Annotated in this window: 15 protein-coding genes; 5 read left to right on the top strand and 10 right to left on the bottom strand. The window is 64.1% G+C overall.

The window, feature by feature from the left end:
- Window positions 1-86: 86 nt before the first annotated feature.
- From fabA to FNV92_RS00290, 4 genes are all read left to right on the top strand, one after another.
- The gene (fabA, locus tag FNV92_RS00305) at window positions 87-608 is read left to right on the top strand and encodes a bifunctional 3-hydroxydecanoyl-ACP dehydratase/trans-2-decenoyl-ACP isomerase (RefSeq protein WP_014438706.1); all 522 of its coding nucleotides are present in this window, start codon (window positions 87-89) and stop codon (window positions 606-608) included.
- Window positions 609-648: 40 nt separating this feature from the next.
- Entirely contained in the window at window positions 649-1,872 is a 1,224-nt protein-coding gene (gene fabB, locus FNV92_RS00300) for a beta-ketoacyl-ACP synthase I (RefSeq protein WP_143842679.1), read from the top strand.
- Between the two features lie 165 nt (window positions 1,873-2,037).
- Entirely contained in the window at window positions 2,038-2,835 is a 798-nt protein-coding gene (gene fabI / locus FNV92_RS00295) for an enoyl-ACP reductase FabI (protein ID WP_143842680.1), read from the top strand.
- A gap of 272 nt (window positions 2,836-3,107) precedes the next feature.
- Window positions 3,108-4,967, top strand: a complete 1,860-nt coding sequence (locus FNV92_RS00290) for an autotransporter outer membrane beta-barrel domain-containing protein (protein ID WP_244623786.1) — start codon at window positions 3,108-3,110, stop codon at window positions 4,965-4,967.
- A 10-nt stretch (window positions 4,968-4,977) separates the two neighbouring features.
- Here the strand turns inward: FNV92_RS00290 and FNV92_RS00285 are convergent, their stop codons facing one another.
- The 4 genes from FNV92_RS00285 to FNV92_RS00270 form a co-directional block, all read right to left on the bottom strand.
- Complete coding sequence (locus FNV92_RS00285) at window positions 4,978-5,574, bottom strand: glutathione S-transferase family protein (protein ID WP_143842682.1); 597 nt, start codon at window positions 5,572-5,574, stop codon at window positions 4,978-4,980.
- A gap of 132 nt (window positions 5,575-5,706) precedes the next feature.
- Window positions 5,707-6,528, bottom strand: a complete 822-nt coding sequence (locus FNV92_RS00280) for a hypothetical protein (RefSeq protein WP_143842683.1) — start codon at window positions 6,526-6,528, stop codon at window positions 5,707-5,709.
- Window positions 6,529-6,620: 92 nt separating this feature from the next.
- Complete coding sequence (locus tag FNV92_RS00275) at window positions 6,621-7,085, bottom strand: GNAT family N-acetyltransferase (protein WP_143842684.1); 465 nt, start codon at window positions 7,083-7,085, stop codon at window positions 6,621-6,623.
- Between the two features lie 7 nt (window positions 7,086-7,092).
- Window positions 7,093-8,019: a hydrogen peroxide-inducible genes activator gene (locus FNV92_RS00270; RefSeq protein ID WP_014438699.1), complete on the bottom strand. Its 927-nt coding sequence runs from the start codon at window positions 8,017-8,019 to the stop codon at window positions 7,093-7,095.
- Between the two features lie 114 nt (window positions 8,020-8,133).
- On the opposite strand from FNV92_RS00270, the gene katG reads away from it, so the two are divergent.
- Window positions 8,134-10,302, top strand: coding sequence for a catalase/peroxidase HPI (katG, locus tag FNV92_RS00265; RefSeq protein WP_168213407.1), 2,169 nt, complete (start codon window positions 8,134-8,136; stop codon window positions 10,300-10,302).
- A gap of 70 nt (window positions 10,303-10,372) precedes the next feature.
- Here the strand turns inward: katG and FNV92_RS00260 are convergent, their stop codons facing one another.
- From FNV92_RS00260 to infB, 6 genes are all read right to left on the bottom strand, one after another.
- A complete protein-coding gene (locus FNV92_RS00260) occupies window positions 10,373-11,104 on the bottom strand; it encodes a superoxide dismutase (protein ID WP_143842686.1) in 732 nt (243 codons plus the stop codon).
- Window positions 11,105-11,311: 207 nt separating this feature from the next.
- A complete protein-coding gene (gene pnp / locus FNV92_RS00255) occupies window positions 11,312-13,468 on the bottom strand; it encodes a polyribonucleotide nucleotidyltransferase (RefSeq protein WP_143842687.1) in 2,157 nt (718 codons plus the stop codon).
- 376 nt (window positions 13,469-13,844) lie between these two features.
- Window positions 13,845-14,114, bottom strand: a complete 270-nt coding sequence (rpsO, locus tag FNV92_RS00250) for a 30S ribosomal protein S15 (RefSeq protein ID WP_008131787.1) — start codon at window positions 14,112-14,114, stop codon at window positions 13,845-13,847.
- Window positions 14,115-14,116: 2 nt separating this feature from the next.
- Entirely contained in the window at window positions 14,117-15,235 is a 1,119-nt protein-coding gene (truB, locus tag FNV92_RS00245) for a tRNA pseudouridine(55) synthase TruB (protein WP_168213408.1), read from the bottom strand.
- Entirely contained in the window at window positions 15,232-15,666 is a 435-nt protein-coding gene (gene rbfA, locus FNV92_RS00240; protein WP_041747943.1) for a 30S ribosome-binding factor RbfA, read from the bottom strand. Before rbfA ends, truB begins: the two co-directional genes overlap by 4 nt.
- Window positions 15,667-15,820: 154 nt before the next feature.
- Window positions 15,821-18,535 carry a translation initiation factor IF-2 gene (gene infB, locus FNV92_RS00235; protein ID WP_014438692.1) on the bottom strand — a complete coding sequence of 905 codons (2,715 nt, stop codon included), beginning with the start codon at window positions 18,533-18,535 and terminating at the stop codon, window positions 15,821-15,823.
- Between the last annotated feature and the right edge of the window lie 36 nt (window positions 18,536-18,571).

The following is an 18,571-nucleotide window of genomic DNA, read 5'->3' as shown; positions in this document are numbered from 1 at the left end:
GACAATTGGCGCCGCTTTGCCGGACTAAACGGGGCCCATTTTTGCCAGAAACGCCGCTCAATCGGGGTTAGAACAGAGGCTTCCGCATGTTGAACAGGCGCAATGGTTACGAATACGAAGATCTGCTGGCATGTGCCCGCGGCGAGATGTTCGGCCCGGGCAATGCCCAGCTGCCGCTGCCGCCGATGCTGATGTTCGACCGCATCACGGAGATCAACGACAATGGCGGCGAGTTCGGCAAGGGCGTGGTGCGCGCCGAGCTCGACGTGAAGCCCGACCTCTGGTTCTTCGGCTGCCACTTCAAGAACGATCCTGTCATGCCCGGCTGCCTCGGCCTCGATGCGCTGTGGCAAATGGTCGGCTTCTTCCTGGGCTGGACCGGGGGCGAAGGTCGAGGGCGCGCGCTCGGACTGAACGAATTAAAGTTCAGCGGCCAGGTGCTGCCCGAGGCCCGCAAGGTTGTGTACAACGTCGACATCAAACGCGTGATGCGTTCAAAGCTCGTGCTCGGCATCGCCGACGGGTGGCTTTCGGTCGATGACCAGATTATCTATCGCGCGAAGGATCTGAAGGTCGGCCTGTTCAAGCAGGGTACGAGCCTGAGCTGAGCGCATCACCAAGAAAGACAACGATTTAGGCGAGGCTGTCATGAGGCGGGTTGTGGTCACCGGGATGGGCATCGTCTCGTCCATCGGAAACAACACCCAGGAAGTGCTTGCGAGCCTTCACGAGGCGAAGTCTGGCATTTCGCGGGCTGAGAAATATGCCGAGCTCGGCTTCCGTTCGCAGGTGCAAGGTGCGCCGACGATCGATCCTGCGACGGTTGTCGATCGCCGTGCGATGCGCTTCCTCGGCCAGGGCGCGGGCTGGAATCACATCGCGATGGAGCAGGCGATCCAGGACTCCGGCCTGTCGCCTGACGAAGTCTCCAACATCCGCACCGGCATCATCATGGGCTCCGGCGGCCCGTCCGCCCGCACCATCGTCGAGTCTGCGGACATCACCCGCACCAAGGGCCCGAAGCGCGTCGGCCCGTTTGCAGTGCCGAAGGCGATGTCGTCCACCGCCTCCGCAACGCTCGCGACCTGGTTCAAGATCAAGGGCGTGAACTATTCGATCTCCTCGGCCTGCGCGACCTCGAACCATTGCGTCGGCAACGCCTATGAGACCATCCAGATCGGCAAGCAGGACATCATCTTCGCCGGTGGCTGCGAGGAATTGGACTGGTCGCTGTCAGTGTTGTTCGACGCCATGGGCGCGATGTCCTCGAAATACAACGACACGCCCGCCACCGCCTCGCGTCCCTACGACATCAACCGTGATGGCTTCGTCATTGCCGGCGGCGCCGGCGTGCTGGTGCTGGAAGAGCTGGAGCATGCCAAGGCGCGCGGCGCGCGCATCTACGGCGAGATCGTCGGCTACGGCGCGACATCCGATGGTTACGACATGGTCGCGCCGTCGGGCGAAGGCGCCGAGCGCTGCATGCGCATGGCGATGTCGACGGTGAAGACCAAGGTCGACTACATCAATCCGCACGCCACCTCGACCCCGGCTGGCGATCCCCCGGAAATCGAGGCGCTCCGAAAGGTGTTCGGCGTCGGCGAGAAGTGCCCGCCGATCTCGGCGACCAAGGCGCTGACCGGCCACTCGCTGGGCGCCACCGGCGTGCAGGAAGCGATCTACTCGCTGCTGATGATGAACAACGGTTTCATCTGCGAAAGCGCACACATCCAGGAGCTCGATCCGGTATTCGCCGACATGCCGATCGTGCGCAAGCGCATCGACAACGTCAAGATCGGCACCGTGCTGTCGAACTCCTTCGGCTTCGGCGGCACCAACGCCACGCTGGTGTTCAGCCGGCTGGATGTGTGACGTCCTTGCTGGCGTCGCGTTGATTTTCTCGTCATGGCCGGCAAAAGCGCGAAGCGCGTCTTCGCGCTTGATGTCCCGGCCATCCACGTATTGGCCTCAGGCTGCAAAGGGCGTGGATGCCCGGGACAAGCCCGGGCATGACGAAGAGCGGAAGGTGATCTTGAAATGGAAGGTTTGATGAAGGGCAAGCGCGGTCTGATCATGGGCATCGCCAATGATCATTCGATCGCCTGGGGTATGGCGAAGACGCTGCATGCCCATGGCGCCGAGCTCGCCTTCACCTTCCAGGGCGAAGCCCTCGGCAAGCGCGTCAAGCCGCTGGCGGAGCAGCTTGGCGTGGAATTGGTGCTGCCCTGCGACGTCGAGGACATCGCCAGTGTCGATGCGACATTCGATGCGCTCCGTGAAAAATGGGGCCGGCTGGATTTCGTGATCCATGCCATCGGCTTCGCCGACAAGAACGAGCTGAAGGGCCGCTACGCCGACACCAGCCGCGAAAACTTTTCGCGCACCATGGTGATCTCCTGCTTCTCGTTCACGGAGGTGGCAAAACGCGCCGCCGAGCTGATGACCGAGGGCGGCAGCATGATCACGCTGACCTTCGGCGCCTCGGAGCGCGCGATGCCGAACTACAACGTGATGGGCGTGGCCAAGGCGGCGCTGGAAGCCTCGGTGCGCTATCTCGCCTCCGATTTCGGACCGCGCGGCATCCGCGTCAATGCGATCTCCGCAGGTCCCATCCGCACGCTCGCCGGCTCCGGCATCGGCGAGGCGCGCGCGATGTTCGCCTTCATGCAAAAGCATTCGCCGCTCCGCCGCGGCGTCACGCTCGATGAGCTAGGCGGCTCGGCGCTCTATCTGTTGTCGGATCTCTCCGGCGGCGTGACTGGCGAGATCCACTATGTCGATTCCGGCTACAACACCATCCTGATGCCGAGGCCGGACGATTTGAAGACGGAGTAAGGTGTCTGCAGGCCGCCTGACGCCGGGGCCGCTCCTCGCCCCCCCAAGATCACGAGGTAGACTCGGTTGATGGAGTCATGTCTGTTGTGGCGGATGGCGCCGCGGATTCGTGGCCCGCGGCTCGGGAGGGGCGGGTCTTGCTGAGAGGGCATACGACAAGTCGCGCAAGCGTGCGGGTGTCGATTGCATGCGCAGCATTACTCTGTGGAAGCTCGTATGCCCGGGCACAGTCGACGATCTGGGATTCGACCCTGTCGAACACTAACTGGTATGTGCCGGTCGCCCAACTGCTGGCCTACGCTGCGCCGACGACCAGCTTCTCCAATCCGATCCCGATCGGTGACCAGACGCTGTGGTCGCTTGCGACCGCGACCAACGGCTCCTTTTCCGGCACGAGCGTTGCGCAGCTGAAGATCGGGCCGGCGCTTCTCACCGATACCTCGACCATCCAGGGTTTTGTCACCAGCGCTGGCCAGATCACGATGCAGTTCACGCCGACCGGCGGCGGCGTGGTCACCGTCGGTCTCGGCCACATGCGGACCATCAACGGTGTGACCGCGATGGAAATGCAGATGATCACCGGCGATAGCCTGCTGGTGACGCACTGGGCCTATATGCTCCCTTACGATCCCGCGACCTTCACGCCGCCGCCTGCCGAACCGGTCCCCGCGAACTCCGTTCCGCAATGGGCGTGGATGTCTGGCACGCCTTGGCGGATCGTCAGCTCCACGCTGTTCGGCACGTCGGCGCCGGGCCGGTTCGTCGTGACAAACTACCAGAACGGATATTTCTGGGGCGCCGGGATCGCGCCCGCTGGAAGCAGCAGCGCCAACTTCACCTTGCTGGGGTCGGTGACACCCGAGGGCAATGTTCTCTTCAACACGCTCTCGCGCGGCACCCTCACCAGCCTCTACGGCGCCGCGAGCGGCGATGCGTCGGGTACGCAGATGCTGGTCTACACCTACGACCTCTCTGGCAACCCGACCGGCGGCGTGGCCGCTCTCTCGCTGGTGCGACCCTATGCCGAATCCCTGCAATCCCAGGGCAGCCGTGCCGGACTGGGAGCGGCAGACATGCTGTATCGCCTCTCGACGACGTCACTTGGTTGGACCGGCCCGATGGCGCCGGGCTTTGCCGCCCTCGACAATCTGAGCGGGCCGGACCTCGTCAAAGCGGTCAACCAGACCCTGCCCGTTCTGACCGGCGCGGCATCGCAGGCGACCTACGCGACGCAGCGCGCGTTTCAGCAGGCGATGGCAGGACGGCTCGACGACGTCATCGGCCCGAACGGTGGCACCGTGCCCGAGCGCAACATCTGGATGAAGCCGCTTGGCGGCAGCGTCCGGCAGGGAAGCGTCGACGGCATCTCCGGATACAATGCGTCCGGGGGCGGCATAGCGGTCGGCGCCGACTCGATGATCTCCGCGCGTGCGATGTTGGGCGGTGTGTTCGCCTATTCCCACTACACGGTCACCGGAAGCGACGATGCGGTTCCCAACCGGCTCGGCATCGATTCATACCAATCGGGGCTCTACGGTGCGTATGCGCTCGGCAACGGTTTTCGGCTCGAGGGCCAGGTTGATGGCGCCCTGAATGACAATGGTGAGAGCCGCTCGCTTTCCTTCATCAACGGCATGGCCGGTTCCGGCTATCGCTCCTACAGCGGGCATGCCGAGGCCGGAATCCGCAAGCTGATCCCGGTTGAGCCTGGATTTGCATTGTCGCCGTCGCTGCGGCTCGACTACGGTCATGTCCGCGCGCCCGCCTACCAGGAAAGCGGCGCAGGCGGCTTCAGCCTCAACGTCGATTCGCAAACCTATCGTGAATTGACGCTGACGGCCGGGTTGAAGGGCGCTTACCAGATCGCGCGGCAGGTCCATCTCACCGGCGATGTAGGTGTCGGCTACAACGCGCTGAATCAGGGCGTTCAGGTCAGGTCGGCCTTTGCCGGCGGCGGCGACACATTCGTCACCAACGGTCTCATGCTGTCGCCGTGGATCTACTCGACCGCGGTGGGACTGGTCGCGGCGGACGGCAAGGGATTCGATCTCGGCCTCCGCTATGGGCTTGCTGCGACATCCTCCGGGCTGCTCCAGCAATCCGGCCTCGCGGTCCTCAAGATCAGGCTTTGAGCTGGCTGCTTCAGCCGGCTGCGATCCTTTCCGCGCGCTGGAACGCGGGCCGCGCCATGCAGCGGGCGATATAGGCCTCGAAGGCCGGGCGCGACGGCGCCATCTTGAACAGGCGCACCGCAAAGTTCAGCCCTGAGCCGATCATGATGTCGGCGGCCGAAAATTCCTCGCCGAGAATCCACGGCCCGTTGGCGAGCGCGGCCTCGAGCACGTCGAAGACCTGCGTCGCGCTGCCCCAGGCCGCGGTCGAACTCGGCACTTCGATTTTGGTGAAGATCTGGATGATCGCCGGCTCGATGCAGCCCGGCGAGAAGAACAGCCATTGCAGATAGCGCGCGCGGCGAGGGTCGCTCACTGCAGGCGCAAGCTTCATCTCGGGATAGCGGTCGGCGATGTAGGCGCAGATCGCCGCGGCCTCGCCGAGCGCGGCATCGCCGTCGCTGAGCGCCGGCACCTTGCCCATCGGATTGACCTTGAGGAAATCCGGCGCCTTCTGCGCCCCGGTCGAAATGTCGGTCAACACGCGCGCATAGAGCAGGCCGCTCTCTTCCATCAGCCAGAGCGTCGAGAACGAGCGCGAGCGCGGCGACCAATAGAGCTTGATCATGGGAGCGGACCTTTCAACGGAACCAGGCACGGCAGCAGATTCATCACCTTCCCCCATCGTATCCGAAATCCGCTGTGCATCCAGATGATCCCGGGCGTCTTCGGCGGCCCTGCCCGGCGACAATGCTCCCGCTCAATCTTCCTTGAGATAGCCGGGCAAGCCCCGATCGAGCCTGTCTGTGATGAGTGCTCGCGTCCTCTCGCGCAGCGCCGCGCTGGCCGAAGCCGCTGCTGGCGGGTCAGGGAATAGAGAGTTGTCGAGCTTGTTCAACGGATCTTCGGTCAGTCGCATGCTTGCGGCGAAGTTCGCGCCAAAATTCACAAAGGGCCGCTTGATTTCCTCGTAGCTCCGGCCATCAATTAGCGTGATCGCAACATTGGCGAAAATGTGCGAGTGCCGGATGATTTTCCCGAGCCCCTGATTGTAGGTGCCGATGCCGTTCAGCGTCATGTTCGAGTTCGGCAGCTTCGACTTGAACGTGGTTGCGACAAGATAGCGATCGCAATTCGTATTCGCGGTGAAGCTCTTCACGATCACCGGCAGGCTCTCTTTGGGGTCCGGGATGAAGATCGCTTTCGCATGGTAGAAAGGCTCGAAGGCGCCCTTGGGATAGGCGATCCTGCGGACCGAAGGATCGTTGTTCGTTGCCGCACGCACACGAGCGAAAACCAGATCATCGAGGCCCCAGTCGATTGGGACCTCGTCTGCCTCAGCCTCGAAGATCGTCACGCCAAACTTCTGCACGGAGTAGTGCTCGCCGATCACCGAGATCACGCCAAGACGGCACGGACCGGCGTTTGCAGGCTCGGGCGATTTGACTGCCGGCGCCTTCGGCTTTGTCGCCGCTTTCCTGACTGCTGGCTTTGAGGGCGGCGTGGTCGAGGGAGGGGTTTGAGCTGCTGCCAGAGCGAGAGGGCACAGCAGAGCGATCACGGAAACAGCAAATCGAATCATGGATTCCAAGGCATGGGGCAGCGGAACAAATCGGGACACGCCACACTAAATTGGGATCATGACAACCGCAAGCTGCATCGGGAGGTCGCCGTCTAACCGGTGGGCCCCTGCCGCTTCCACCGATAATACTTCATCACAAACCCGTTCGACGGTTCGACCTCTTCCTTCTCGAACACAAAGCCCTCGCGCTCGTACCAGCGCCAGGCCTTTTCGTTCTCGCGGACGCAGCGCAGGTACATTTCATCCGGCATTTGCGTACGCGCGAAGGCGAGCAATTGTCGGCCGAGCAATTGGCCCTGATAGGCGGGCCCGACGAACAGCATGTCGAGATAGAGTTTTGGCAGGTGCAGCGCCAGCATCGCGGCGATCGTGCCGTTGTCGTCGGCGACGAACAGGGTCCAGCCGTGCTCGATCTCGCGCCTGACGCGCGCACGCAGATTGGCCAGCAGGAAGTCGCTGGCTTCGCCGAGCCCGGTCGAGACCCAGCTCTCCATCCAGACACGGCCGACCTCGTCAAATTCGTCGGTGCGTGCGGGGCGAATGATCGGATGCGGCATCGGGACTTCAAGCCCGCGGGCTGCGTACGGATTGGCGTGCGCGCACCTTGCCGGCTGACAGGCACACCACCTCTGAGATCTGCAGGAGCTGGCGCGCCAGCGGGCTGGTCTTGCGCCAGACCATGCCGATGGTGCGCGAAGGTTCGGGGTCGCGGAAGCGCGCCAGCGAGACGGAGGCGGAGCGCGTCTCAACCGGCACGGCCATCTCCGGAATCAAGGTCACGCCGATGCCGGCGCTGACCATCTGGACCAGCGTCGACAGCGAGTTCGCATCCAGCATCTCGCGCGGCGGCGACGACTGCATGTTGCAGAAGGACAGCGCCTGATCGCGGAAGCAGTGTCCTTCTTCGAGCAGCAAAAGCCGCATCTCGCGCATCATCTCGCGCGATGGCACCGGCGTGCCTTCATCGGAGCTCGGCCGGACCAGCAGGAATTTCTCGTCGAACAGCGCGACCTCGGTGAGCGAGGGTTCCGACACCGGCAATGCGACGATGGCGGTGTCGAGCCGGCCCTCGACCAGTTCCTGGATCAGCCGGGGCGTCATCGTCTCGCGCACGCGGATGTCGAGCTCCGGATGCATGCGCGTGAGATTCTTGGTGATCGTGGGCAGCAGATAAGGCGCGATCGTCGGGATCATGCCGATCCGCAGCCGCCCGACAAAGCGGTCCTGCGAGGCGCGCGCGAAATCGCCGAGTTCGTCGACCGAGCGCAGAATGTCACGGACGCGCGGCGCGAGCTCTTCGCCGAACCGGGTCAGCGCCACCTGCCGGGCGCTGCGCTCGAGCAGCAGACCGCCGAGCGCGTCCTCCAATTCCTTGATCTGCATCGACAGGGCTGGCTGCGAGATCGAGCTTGCCTCCGCCGCGCGGCCGAAATGGCCGTGGCGCGCCAGCGCATCGAAATACCGGAGCTGGCGCATCGTCACGTTGACCATCAGAAAATCCTATCGCAGCGATCATTAAAGTCAACTTCCCCTGATCGAATGCGAAGCTTAGAGTGTTTCTACCTGGTCAAAGGCGCGAGTTCGACGCCACCAGAGGAGGTATTCATGGACGACACTTCAAAGTGCCCGTTTTCGGGTGGAAAACGCGTGCCGGCGAACCGCGATTGGTGGCCGACCCAGCTCAGCATCGACATGCTGCACAAGAATTCCGCCAAGTCCGACCCGATGGGCGCGGACTTCGATTACACCAAGGAATTCAAGTCGCTCGATCTCAACGCGGTCATCAAGGACCTGACCGCGCTGATGACGGATTCGCAGGAGTGGTGGCCAGCCGACTTCGGTCACTACGGCGGTCTCATGATCCGCATGGCCTGGCACAGCGCGGGCACCTACCGCACCACTGACGGTCGTGGTGGCGCCGGTGCCGGCCAGCAGCGTTTCGCGCCGCTCAACAGCTGGCCCGACAACGCCAACCTCGACAAGGCACGCCGGCTGCTCTGGCCGATCAAGCAGAAATACGGCCGTAAGATTTCCTGGGCCGATCTGATGGTGCTCGCCGGCAACGTCGCGCTGGAATCGATGGGCTTCAAGACCTTCGGTTTCGCCGGCGGTCGCGTCGATGTCTGGGAGCCGGAAGAACTTTATTGGGGTCCCGAAGGTACCTGGCTGGGCGATGAGCGCTACAGCGGCGAACGCGAGCTCGCCGAGCCGCTCGGCGCGGTGCAGATGGGCCTCATCTACGTCAACCCGGAAGGTCCGAACGGCAAGCCGGATCCGGTCGCCGCGGCCAAGGACATCCGCGAGACGTTTGCCCGCATGGCGATGAACGACGAAGAGACCGTCGCGCTGATCGCCGGCGGTCACAGCTTCGGCAAGACCCATGGCGCGGGCGATCCGTCGCTGGTCGGACCGGAGCCGGAAGCGGGCGCGTTGGAAGATCAGGGCCTCGGCTGGAAGAGCAAGTATGCCACGGGCCGCGCGGGCGATGCCATCACCAGCGGTCTCGAGGTCACGTGGACGACGACGCCGACGAAGTGGAGCAACAACTTCTTCGAGAACCTGTTCAACTTCGAATGGGAGCTGACCAAGAGCCCGGGCGGTGCGAACCAGTGGACGGCCAAGGGTGCCGACGCCATCATTCCCGACGCCTTCGACAAGTCGAAGAAGCATCGGCCGACGATGCTGACCACCGACCTCTCGCTGCGCTTCGACCCGGCCTATGAGAAGATCTCGCGGCGCTTCCTCGAGAACCCGGATCAGTTCGCAGACGCGTTTGCCCGTGCCTGGTTCAAGCTCACTCATCGCGACATGGGGCCGATCCAGCGCTATCTCGGCCCGCTGGTGCCGAAGGAGACGCTGATCTGGCAGGATCCGATCCCGGCGGTGAATCACGAGCTGGCCAGCGATCAGGACATCGCCGCGCTGAAGACGAAGATCCTGGCCTCGGGTCTCTCGGTGCCGGAGCTGGTCTCGGCGGCGTGGGCGTCGGCCTCGACGTTCCGCGGTTCGGACAAGCGCGGCGGCGCCAACGGTGCGCGCATCCGTCTTGCCCCGCAGAAGGATTGGGAGGTGAACGAGCCGGCCCAGCTCGCGAAGGTGCTCGGCAAGCTCGAAGCGATCCAGAAGGACTTCAACGCATCCTCCGGTGCGAAGAAGGTCTCGCTGGCAGACCTGATCGTGCTCGGCGGCACCGCAGCGGTCGAGAAGGCCGCGAAGGATGCCGGCGTCGAGGTGAAGGTCGGCTTCACGCCGGGCCGCATGGATGCCTCGCAGGAGCAGACCGACGCTGCTTCCTTTGCTCCGCTGGAGCCGCGCGCGGATGGTTTCCGCAACTTCATCGGCAAGCGGCATCAGTTCATGCAGCAGGAGGAAGCCCTCGTCGATCGCGCGCAACTGTTGCGGCTCACCGGCCCGGAGATGACGGTGCTCCTCGGTGGCCTGCGTGTGCTCGGTGCCAATGCGAACGGTTCGAAGCACGGCGTGCTCACCTCGAAGGTGGGAACGTTGAGCAACGACTTCTTCGTCAACCTGCTCGACATGAGCACGCAGTGGTCCCCGGCCGGCACTGACGGCACCTACGAAGCCCGCGACCGCAAGACCAATGCGGTGAAGTGGACCGGCACGCGCGTCGACCTGATCTTCGGCGCGCACTCGCAGCTTCGTGCCTACGCCGAGGTCTATGCCACCTCGGACGCCAAGGAGCAGTTCGTCAAGGACTTCGCCAAGGCCTGGACCAAGGTGATGAACCTCGACCGGTACGACATCGCGGCCTGATCCCGATCAGCGAGCGATAAACAGAAGGGGGCGGCCGAGAGGCCGCCCTCTTTCATGGCTCGGATCGTCGTCACACGCCGAGTGTGCCGGCCTTGGCGGCGGCGTAGCGTTCGCCCACGGCTTTCCAATTCACCGTATTCCACCAGGCCTTGAGATAGTCGGCCCGACGGTTCTGATAGTTCAGGTAATAGGCGTGCTCCCAGACGTCGTTGCCGAGCAGCGCGCGCTTGCCGTCCATCATCGGATTGTCCTGGTTGGGCCGCGTTTCGATCGCGAGCTTGCCGTCCTTGCTGACCGTCACGAACACCCAGCCCGAGCCGAACACGCGCCCGCCGGCGGCGTTGAAGTCGGTCTGGAATTTCTCCATGCCGCCGAGGTCGCTGTCGATTGCGGCGAGCAGGGCACCTTCTGGTTTGCCGCCGTTTGGTCCCATGATCTGCCAGAACATGGTGTGGTTGGCGTGGCCGCCCATGCTGTTGCGGACGCCGGTGCGGATTGTTTCCGGCACGGCGCCGAGATTGCCCAGCACGTCGCTGACCGGCTTGTCTGCGATCTGCGGATGGTCCTTCGCGAAATTGTTCAGGTTGGTGATGAACGCCTGGTGATGGCGGTCGTGGTGGATCTCCATCGTCTTGGCATCGATATGCGGTTCCAGCGCGTTCGCCGGATAGGTCAGCGGATCGAGCTTGAACGGACCTGCGAGTGCCATCGCTGCCTGCGCGAACACGAGGCGCGGAGCGGCGGCGGCAGCAACGAGACCGGTTGCGACGAATACGAGATGGCGCCGGGATAGTGATGACATGTGGTTCTCCTGTCTGGGGACGATCCGCCGATGAAGCGCGCGGCAGTGAGAACAGGTACGCGGCAGTGCCTATCGCCGGTTTCGACCGCAGTCATTGTGACGCTGCGGCGGAATCGCACATGGCTGCTCCGTCGCTGAAGGTCGCAAAGGGCAAACAAAAAGAGCGGCCTCTCGGCCGCCCTTGGTGTTTCTGGCAGGTAGCGAGGGTTACTCGCCGGCCGCTTCGCGCGGGGCCTTCTCGCCGTCGCCGAGCTTGCCCTCGAGGTCTTCGCCGGTGGTCTGGTCGACGACCTTCATCGACAGGCGGGTCTTGCCGCGGTCGTCGAAGCCGAGCAGCTTGACCTTGACCTTGTCGCCTTCCTTGACGACGTCGGAGGTCTTCTGCACGCGCGACGACGCGAGCTGACTGATGTGGACGAGACCGTCCTTGGAGCCGAAGAAGTTCACGAAGGCGCCGAACTCCATCACCTTGACGACGGTGCCGTCATAGATCTGGCCGACTTCCGGATCGGACGCGATCGACTTGATCCACTTGATCGCGGCCTTCATCGCCTCGCCGTCGGAGGAGGCGACCTTCACGGTGCCGTCGTCCTCGATGTTGACCTTGGCGCCGGTCTTCTCGACGATCTCGCGGATCACCTTGCCGCCGGTGCCGATCACTTCGCGGATCTTGTCGGTGGCGATCTTGAAGGTCTCGATGCGCGGCGCGTATTCGCCGAGCTCGGCGCGGGCGTTAGTGAGCGCCTTGGCCATCTCGCCGAGGATGTGGATACGACCATCCTTGGCCTGACCGAGCGCGACCTTCATGATCTCTTCGGTGATGCCCTCGATCTTGATGTCCATCTGGAGCGAGGTGATGCCCGCTTCCGTGCCGGCGACCTTGAAGTCCATGTCGCCGAGATGATCTTCGTCACCGAGAATGTCCGAGAGAACCGCGAAGCGCTTGTCTTCGAGGATCAGGCCCATCGCGATACCGGCGGTCGGCCGCTTCAATGGCACGCCGGCATCCATCAGCGCGAGCGAAGCGCCGCAGACCGAGGCCATCGAGGACGAGCCGTTCGATTCGGTGATCTCCGACACCACGCGCGTGGTGTAGGGGAATTCGTGATGCGGCGGCAGCACCGGGTGGATCGCGCGCCAGGCGAGCTTGCCGTGGCCGATCTCGCGACGCTTGGTGCCGCCGAGGCGGCCGGTCTCACCGACGGAGTAGGGAGGGAAGTTGTAGTGCAGCAGGAACGTCTCTTTGTACGTTCCGGACAGCGCGTCGATGTACTGCTCGTCCTCGCCGGTGCCGAGCGTGGTCACGACCAGCGCCTGGGTTTCGCCGCGGGTGAACAGCGCCGAGCCGTGGGCGCGGGGCAGCACGCCGACTTCGGCGATGATGTTGCGCACGGTCTTGCTGTCACGGCCGTCGATGCGCTTGCCGGTGTCGAGGATGTTCCAGCGAACGATCTTGGCTTCGAGCTCCTTGAACACGCCGGAGATGCGGAGCTTGTCGTATTTCGGCTCCTGCCCTTCGGGGAAATAGTGGGCCATCACCTTTTCCTTGACCTTGCCGACCGCGGCGTAGCGATCCTGCTTGACCGGAATGGCGTAGGCGGAGCGGAGCTCCTGCTCGACGAGACCGAGCATTTCCTTCTCGAGCGCCGAATTGTCGATCACGGTGACTTCGCGCGGCTCCTTGGCGGCCTTCTCGGCGAGCTCGATGATCGCGTTGATGACCGGCTGGAAGTGGCGGTGACCGAACATCACGGCGCCGAGCATGATGTCTTCGTTCAGTTCCTTGGCTTCCGATTCCACCATCAGCACGGCGTCGGCGGTGCCGGCGACGACGAGGTCGAGCTGGGTGTCGACCATCTCGTCGAGCGTCGGGTTGAGGATGAACTCGTCATTGGCAAAGCCGACGCGGGCAGCGCCGATCGGGCCCTTGAAGGGAGCGCCCGACAGGGTCAGCGCAGCGGACGACGCCACCAGCGCGACGATGTCAGGGTCGTTCTCCATGTCGTGGGAGAGCACGGTGACGATGACCTGGGTCTCGTTGCGCCAGCCGTCGACGAACAGCGGGCGGATCGGACGGTCGATCAGGCGGGAGACCAGCGTCTCCTTCTCGGTCGGACGTCCCTCACGCTTGAAATAGCCGCCGGGGATGCGGCCTGCAGCGTAGGTCTTCTCCTGGTAGTCGACGGTCAGCGGCAGGAAGTCGACGCCTTCGCGCGGGGACTTCGCCGCGACGACGGTGGCGAGCACCACGGTCTCGCCGTAGGTGGCGACGACGGCGCCGTCGGCCTGGCGGGCGATCTTGCCGGTTTCGAGCTTGAGGGGGCGTCCGCCCCAGTCGATCTCGACGGAATGCTTATTGAACATAGAGGTCTTCTTTCATGGGTTCTCGAAAGAAGGGACGGCTCGAAAAAACAAAAACCATGTCAAGATTGCAGGACGCTGATCGGAGCGGGCGATCAGCGTCCTGCGATCCTGCCATGGTTTTCGGATTTCGGATGGCGTCCATCCTTTCGGGTCATACGGGCGCCTTGCCCGTTGTGCCCAGCCGCCGGATTGCTGCTGGACTGTCAGTCGGCACGAAAGCGACGACCAATTGCGGTCCTCGCTCATCATGTCTCGGATGGTTGCCTTCAACGGCTCGCACCCGACGCGCACGCAGCCTCGATCAAAAACCTTTGAATCAACGCTTTCGTTCGAAACCGCGCACGAAAACGCGCGCCGGTGGCGCGCGTGGGAACACTTAGCGACGAATGTTGTGCTTCTCGAGCAGCGCCTTGTAACGCGCCTCGTCCCGCTTCTTGAGGTAGTCGAGCAGGGAGCGGCGCGTCGAGACCAGCTTCAAGAGGCCACGACGCGAATGGTTGTCCTTCACGTGGGTCTTGAAATGGTTCGTGAGGTTGTTGATGCGTTCCGACAGGATCGCGACCTGAACCTCCGGCGAGCCGGTGTCGCCGGCCTTGTTGGCATTCGTCTTGATGACTTCCGCTTTGCGTTCTGCGGCAATCGACATCGTCAATTTCTCTCGTTACGACCGGAGCTGGCAGTCAGGCCGGTCAGGTTGAACACACGCTTGGGGATGATTTCGCCATTGCCGACTTCAGCAAGCGCCAAGAGACGGCCTGCTACCGTGACATAGACTGTGCCGCTACTAGTGGGCGCATCCCGTCCGCGCAACAAAACGGCCTGGCCCCGATGGAGCCTTGCCGCATCAGCCCGAGTGACGGCCAGTGCCGGGATGTCGTCCAGCGCGGTCTCAACGGGCATAAGCGCGTCGGCGAGGCTGCCCTCGCCGGACGCGGCTCTATCGCACAAAGCCTCCAACTGATCCAGCGGAATCATGTCGTTCTCGTCAAATGGGCCGACCAGGGTCCGCCGCAGCGCGCAGATATGGCCATAAGTGCCGAGAATCCGGCCCATATCGCGGGCGAGCGCGCGGACATAGGTGCCCTTGCCGCACTCGGCCTCGAATACGGCCCGGTCGCTATGCGGTTGATCTACAAGGGTTAAATGATGAATTTCGACCGGGCGGGCGGCCAGCTCCACGATCTCGCCGTCGCGGGCGAGGTCATAGGCGCGCTCGCCCTGGACCTTGATCGCGGAATAGCGCGGCGGGACCTGCTCGATCACCCCGGTGAAGCGGGGCAACAGGGCCAGAATGGCCTCGCGGGTCGGGCGCTGGTCGGAGGTCGCGGTCACCCGGCCCTCGATGTCGTCGGTGTCGCGTTCCTCGCCCCAGCACACGGTGAACTGGTAGCGCTTGCGGCCGTCCATGACGAAGGGAACCGTCTTGGTGGCTTCTCCCAGCGCAATGGGCAGGCCGCCCGAGGCGAGCGGGTCGAGGGTGCCGGCGTGTCCAGCGCGCTTGGCGTTGAACAGGCGCTTGAGCACGGCAACGGCCTGCGTCGAGGTCATTCCGATCGGCTTGTCGAGCACGACCCAGCCGTGGACGTCGCGGCGGTCGCGGCGCGGCTGGTTACCCTTCTGCGGCCTGGCGCGCGGATCGTTGTTGATGCGGCGCGGCTCCTGATGCGGCTGAGAATTGTCGCCCAGATCCGCAAAATTATTTTTCTGCGGGTCGCGCTGATCGGTCTCTTCGCCGCCGATCGTGCCGTGAGCCGGGTCCATCGTCATTGCTCTTCTTCCCGATCCGAGTCCGGATCCTGTTCCAGGTCCTTCTGCACCGCAGGTGTTCGCAAAAGCTTCTCGATCCGTTCCGCTTCGTCGAATCGTTCGTCGACGCGGAAGCGAAGATCAGGTGCAAATTTCAGGTTAACGCGATGCGCGACTTCGCCGCGCAGGAATTTCTTGTTGCGCTCGAGCGCAGCGATGACGACCCCGGTGTCGCGGCCACCGAGCGGCATCACGTAGACTGTCGCGAGCTTCAGGTCGGGCGACATCCGCACCTCCGGCACGGTGATGATGTGACCTTCGAGGTCCGCATCATGCACGTTGCCTTGCGCCAGAATCTCGGCCATCGCGTGGCGAACTTGCTCGCCGACGCGCAACTGGCGCTGCGAGCCTCCGCCTGGCGCGGAACTCTTCTTCTGATGATGGCGTGGCATGGTTCGAAATCACCTCATTGCCCGTGCTTGGGACACGAGCATTGTCATTTGTCCTGTTGAAGCGAATGAGAGGCGGATGGCCGGGAAAAATCCGGCCACCGCACTCTCGCAATTTCAGTTCAAAAAGATCCGGGCGCTTCGGTAAGATTTGGACTTACAGGGAGCGCTGGATCGTCTCCACGCGATAACACTCGATCACGTCACCGGCGCGCATGTCGTGGTAGTTCTCGAAGGCCATGCCGCATTCCTGACCGGACTGGACTTCCTTCACTTCGTCCTTGAAGCGCTTCAGCGTCGACAGCTTGCCTTCGTGCACGACGACGTTGTCGCGGATCAGGCGCACATTGGCGCCGCGTTCCACGGTGCCGTCGGTGACGCGGCAGCCGGCAACCTTGCCGACCTTGGAGATGTTGAAGATCTCCAGAATCGAAGCATTGCCGAGCATGGTTTCGCGCAAGGTCGGCGCGAGCAGGCCGCTCATCGCCTTCTTCACGTCGTCCACGAGGTCGTAGATGATGTTGTAGTAGCGGATCTCGATGCCGTTGCGCTTGGCGGCCGCAGCAGCCTCCTTGTTCGCTCGGACCGAGAAGCCGATGATCGCGGCATTGAAGCCTTCCGCGAGCGTCACGTCCGATTCCGAAATGCCGCCGACGCCGGCATGCAGGATGCGGGCGGCGACTTCGTCGGTGCCGAGCTTCTCCAGCGAGCCGAGGATCGCTTCCAGCGAGCCCTGCACGTCCGCCTTGATGATCAGCGGGAATTCCTTGCGGCCCGCCGTCTTCAATTGCGACATCATCTGCTCGAGCGAGCCGCGCATGCCGGAGATCGAGGCTGCCGCGTTCTCGCGCTTCTGATGCGCGCGGTAGCTGGTGACCTGGCGGGCGCGAGCTTCGTTCTCGACGACGGCGAGGCGATCGCCGGCTTCCGGCGGACCGTTGAAGCCGAGCACCTCGACCGGCACCGACGGGCCTGCCTCCTGCACCGTTTCGCCCTGATCGGAGATCAGCGCACGGACGCGGCCCATTTCGGCGCCGGCGACGATGATGTCACCGACACGAAGCGTGCCGCGCTGGACCAGCACGGTCGCGACCGGACCACGGCCGCGGTCGAGCTTGGCCTCGATCACGGTGCCTTCGGCCGGACGATCCGAATTGGTCTTCAGGTCGAGAATGTCGGCCTGCAGCGCGATCATTTCGAGCAGCTTGTCGAGATTGGTCTTGTTCTTGGCGGACACCTCGACGTCGACGACGTCGCCGCCGAAGGATTCCACCTGCACTTCGTGCTGGAGCAGCTCGGTGCGCACGCGCTCGGGCTTGGCATCGGGCTTGTCGATCTTGTTGATGGCAACGATGATCGGCACCCGCGCCGCCTTGGCGTGGTTGATGGCTTCGATCGTCTGCGGCATGACGCCGTCATCGGCCGCGACCACCAGCACGACGATGTCGGTGACCTTGGCGCCACGGGCGCGCATCGCGGTGAACGCGGCGTGGCCGGGCGTGTCGATGAAGGTGATCTTCTTGCCGCTCTCGGGCGACAGCACCTGATAGGCACCGATGTGCTGGGTGATGCCGCCGGCCTCGCCGGAGACGACGTTGGCATGACGAAGCGCGTCGAGCAGCGAGGTCTTGCCGTGGTCGACGTGACCCATCACGGTGACGACCGGAGAGCGGGTCTCGGTGTCGGTGGAATCGTCGGTTGCGTCGAACAGGCCTTCTTCAACGTCGGACGCGGCAACGCGCTTGACGGTGTGCCCCAGTTCTTCGGCGATCAGCTGCGCGGTGTCGGCGTCGATCACGTCGGTGATCTTGTGAATCGCGCCCTGCTTCATCAGCATGCGGATGATTTCCACCGCGCGCTCGGCCATGCGGTTGGCGAGCTCCTGGATGGTGATCGCTTCAGGAATGATCACCTCGCGGATGAGCTTTTCCTTCGGCTCGTTCGCGGCATGGCCCTTCAGGCGCTGGGTGCGGCGGCGGAACGAGGCGATCGAGCGCTCGCGCACTTCGTCGGCGTTGAGCGCGGTGACGACAGTCAGGCGGCCGCGCTCTTTCTGCGGACCGGGCTTGTGCGTGGGCTTAGGGGGGACCACAGGGCGCGCTGCGCCACCGGGTCCGCGGCGGATCTGACGCGGACCGTCGTCCTCGTCCGGTCCGGCTGCGACCGCGGGCGCGCGGCCCAGCGGGCCGCCTGTCGGCCGCGCCGTGGTCGTTCCTGGGCGCGCGGTCGTCGTTCCGGGACGTGCCGTCGTGGTGGTGGTGGTGCCGGGCCGGGCCGCGGGCGCGCCGGTTCGCGGCGCGGGAGCAGCCGGGGCTGCCGTTGCGGGGCGCGGAGCGGATTGCGGCTGCTCGCCTTCGCCAAAACGCTTCTTGGCCTCGGTCTCGGCCTTGCGCTTGGCTTCGTCCTCGTGACGATGGCGCTCTTCCTCGGCCTTGCGGCGGGATTCGGCGGCTTCGCGATCGGCGCGTTCGGCGGCCTCGCGAACGGCGCGGCGCTGGGCCTCTTCCTCGGCTTGGCGGCGCTCTTCGACTTCGCGCACCTTGGCATCGGCCAAGGCGCTGGCGCGGGCGGAACGTTCGTCCTCGGTCAAGGTGCGCAGCACCACGCCGGACCCGGAGTTACGCGGGGGCGCCGGGCGCGAGGGAGCGGGCGCAGGCGCGGCGGGTGCCGGCTTCGCAACAACCGTGGGAGCCTGCTGAGGCTCGGGGCTGCCGTCGATGCGGCGCTTGCCGCGCTTCTCGACCACGACCTGCTTGCTGCGGCCATGGCTGAAGCTCTGGCGCACAGTGCCCGTTTCGACGCGTGGCTTGAGCGATAGCGTCTTGCTCGGAACGCTCAGCTTCTTGTCGTCAGGGGTCTTGGTATCAACCATTCAGCAGTCCTAATCCTGATCTGTTAGCGTTGTGCG

It is taken from the genome of Bradyrhizobium cosmicum (assembly GCF_007290395.2).
In the GTDB taxonomy this organism is placed as follows: domain Bacteria; phylum Pseudomonadota; class Alphaproteobacteria; order Rhizobiales; family Xanthobacteraceae; genus Bradyrhizobium; species Bradyrhizobium cosmicum.
The sequence above is the reverse complement of the archived record's forward strand: the minus strand, read 5'-3'. Positions and strand labels throughout refer to the sequence as shown.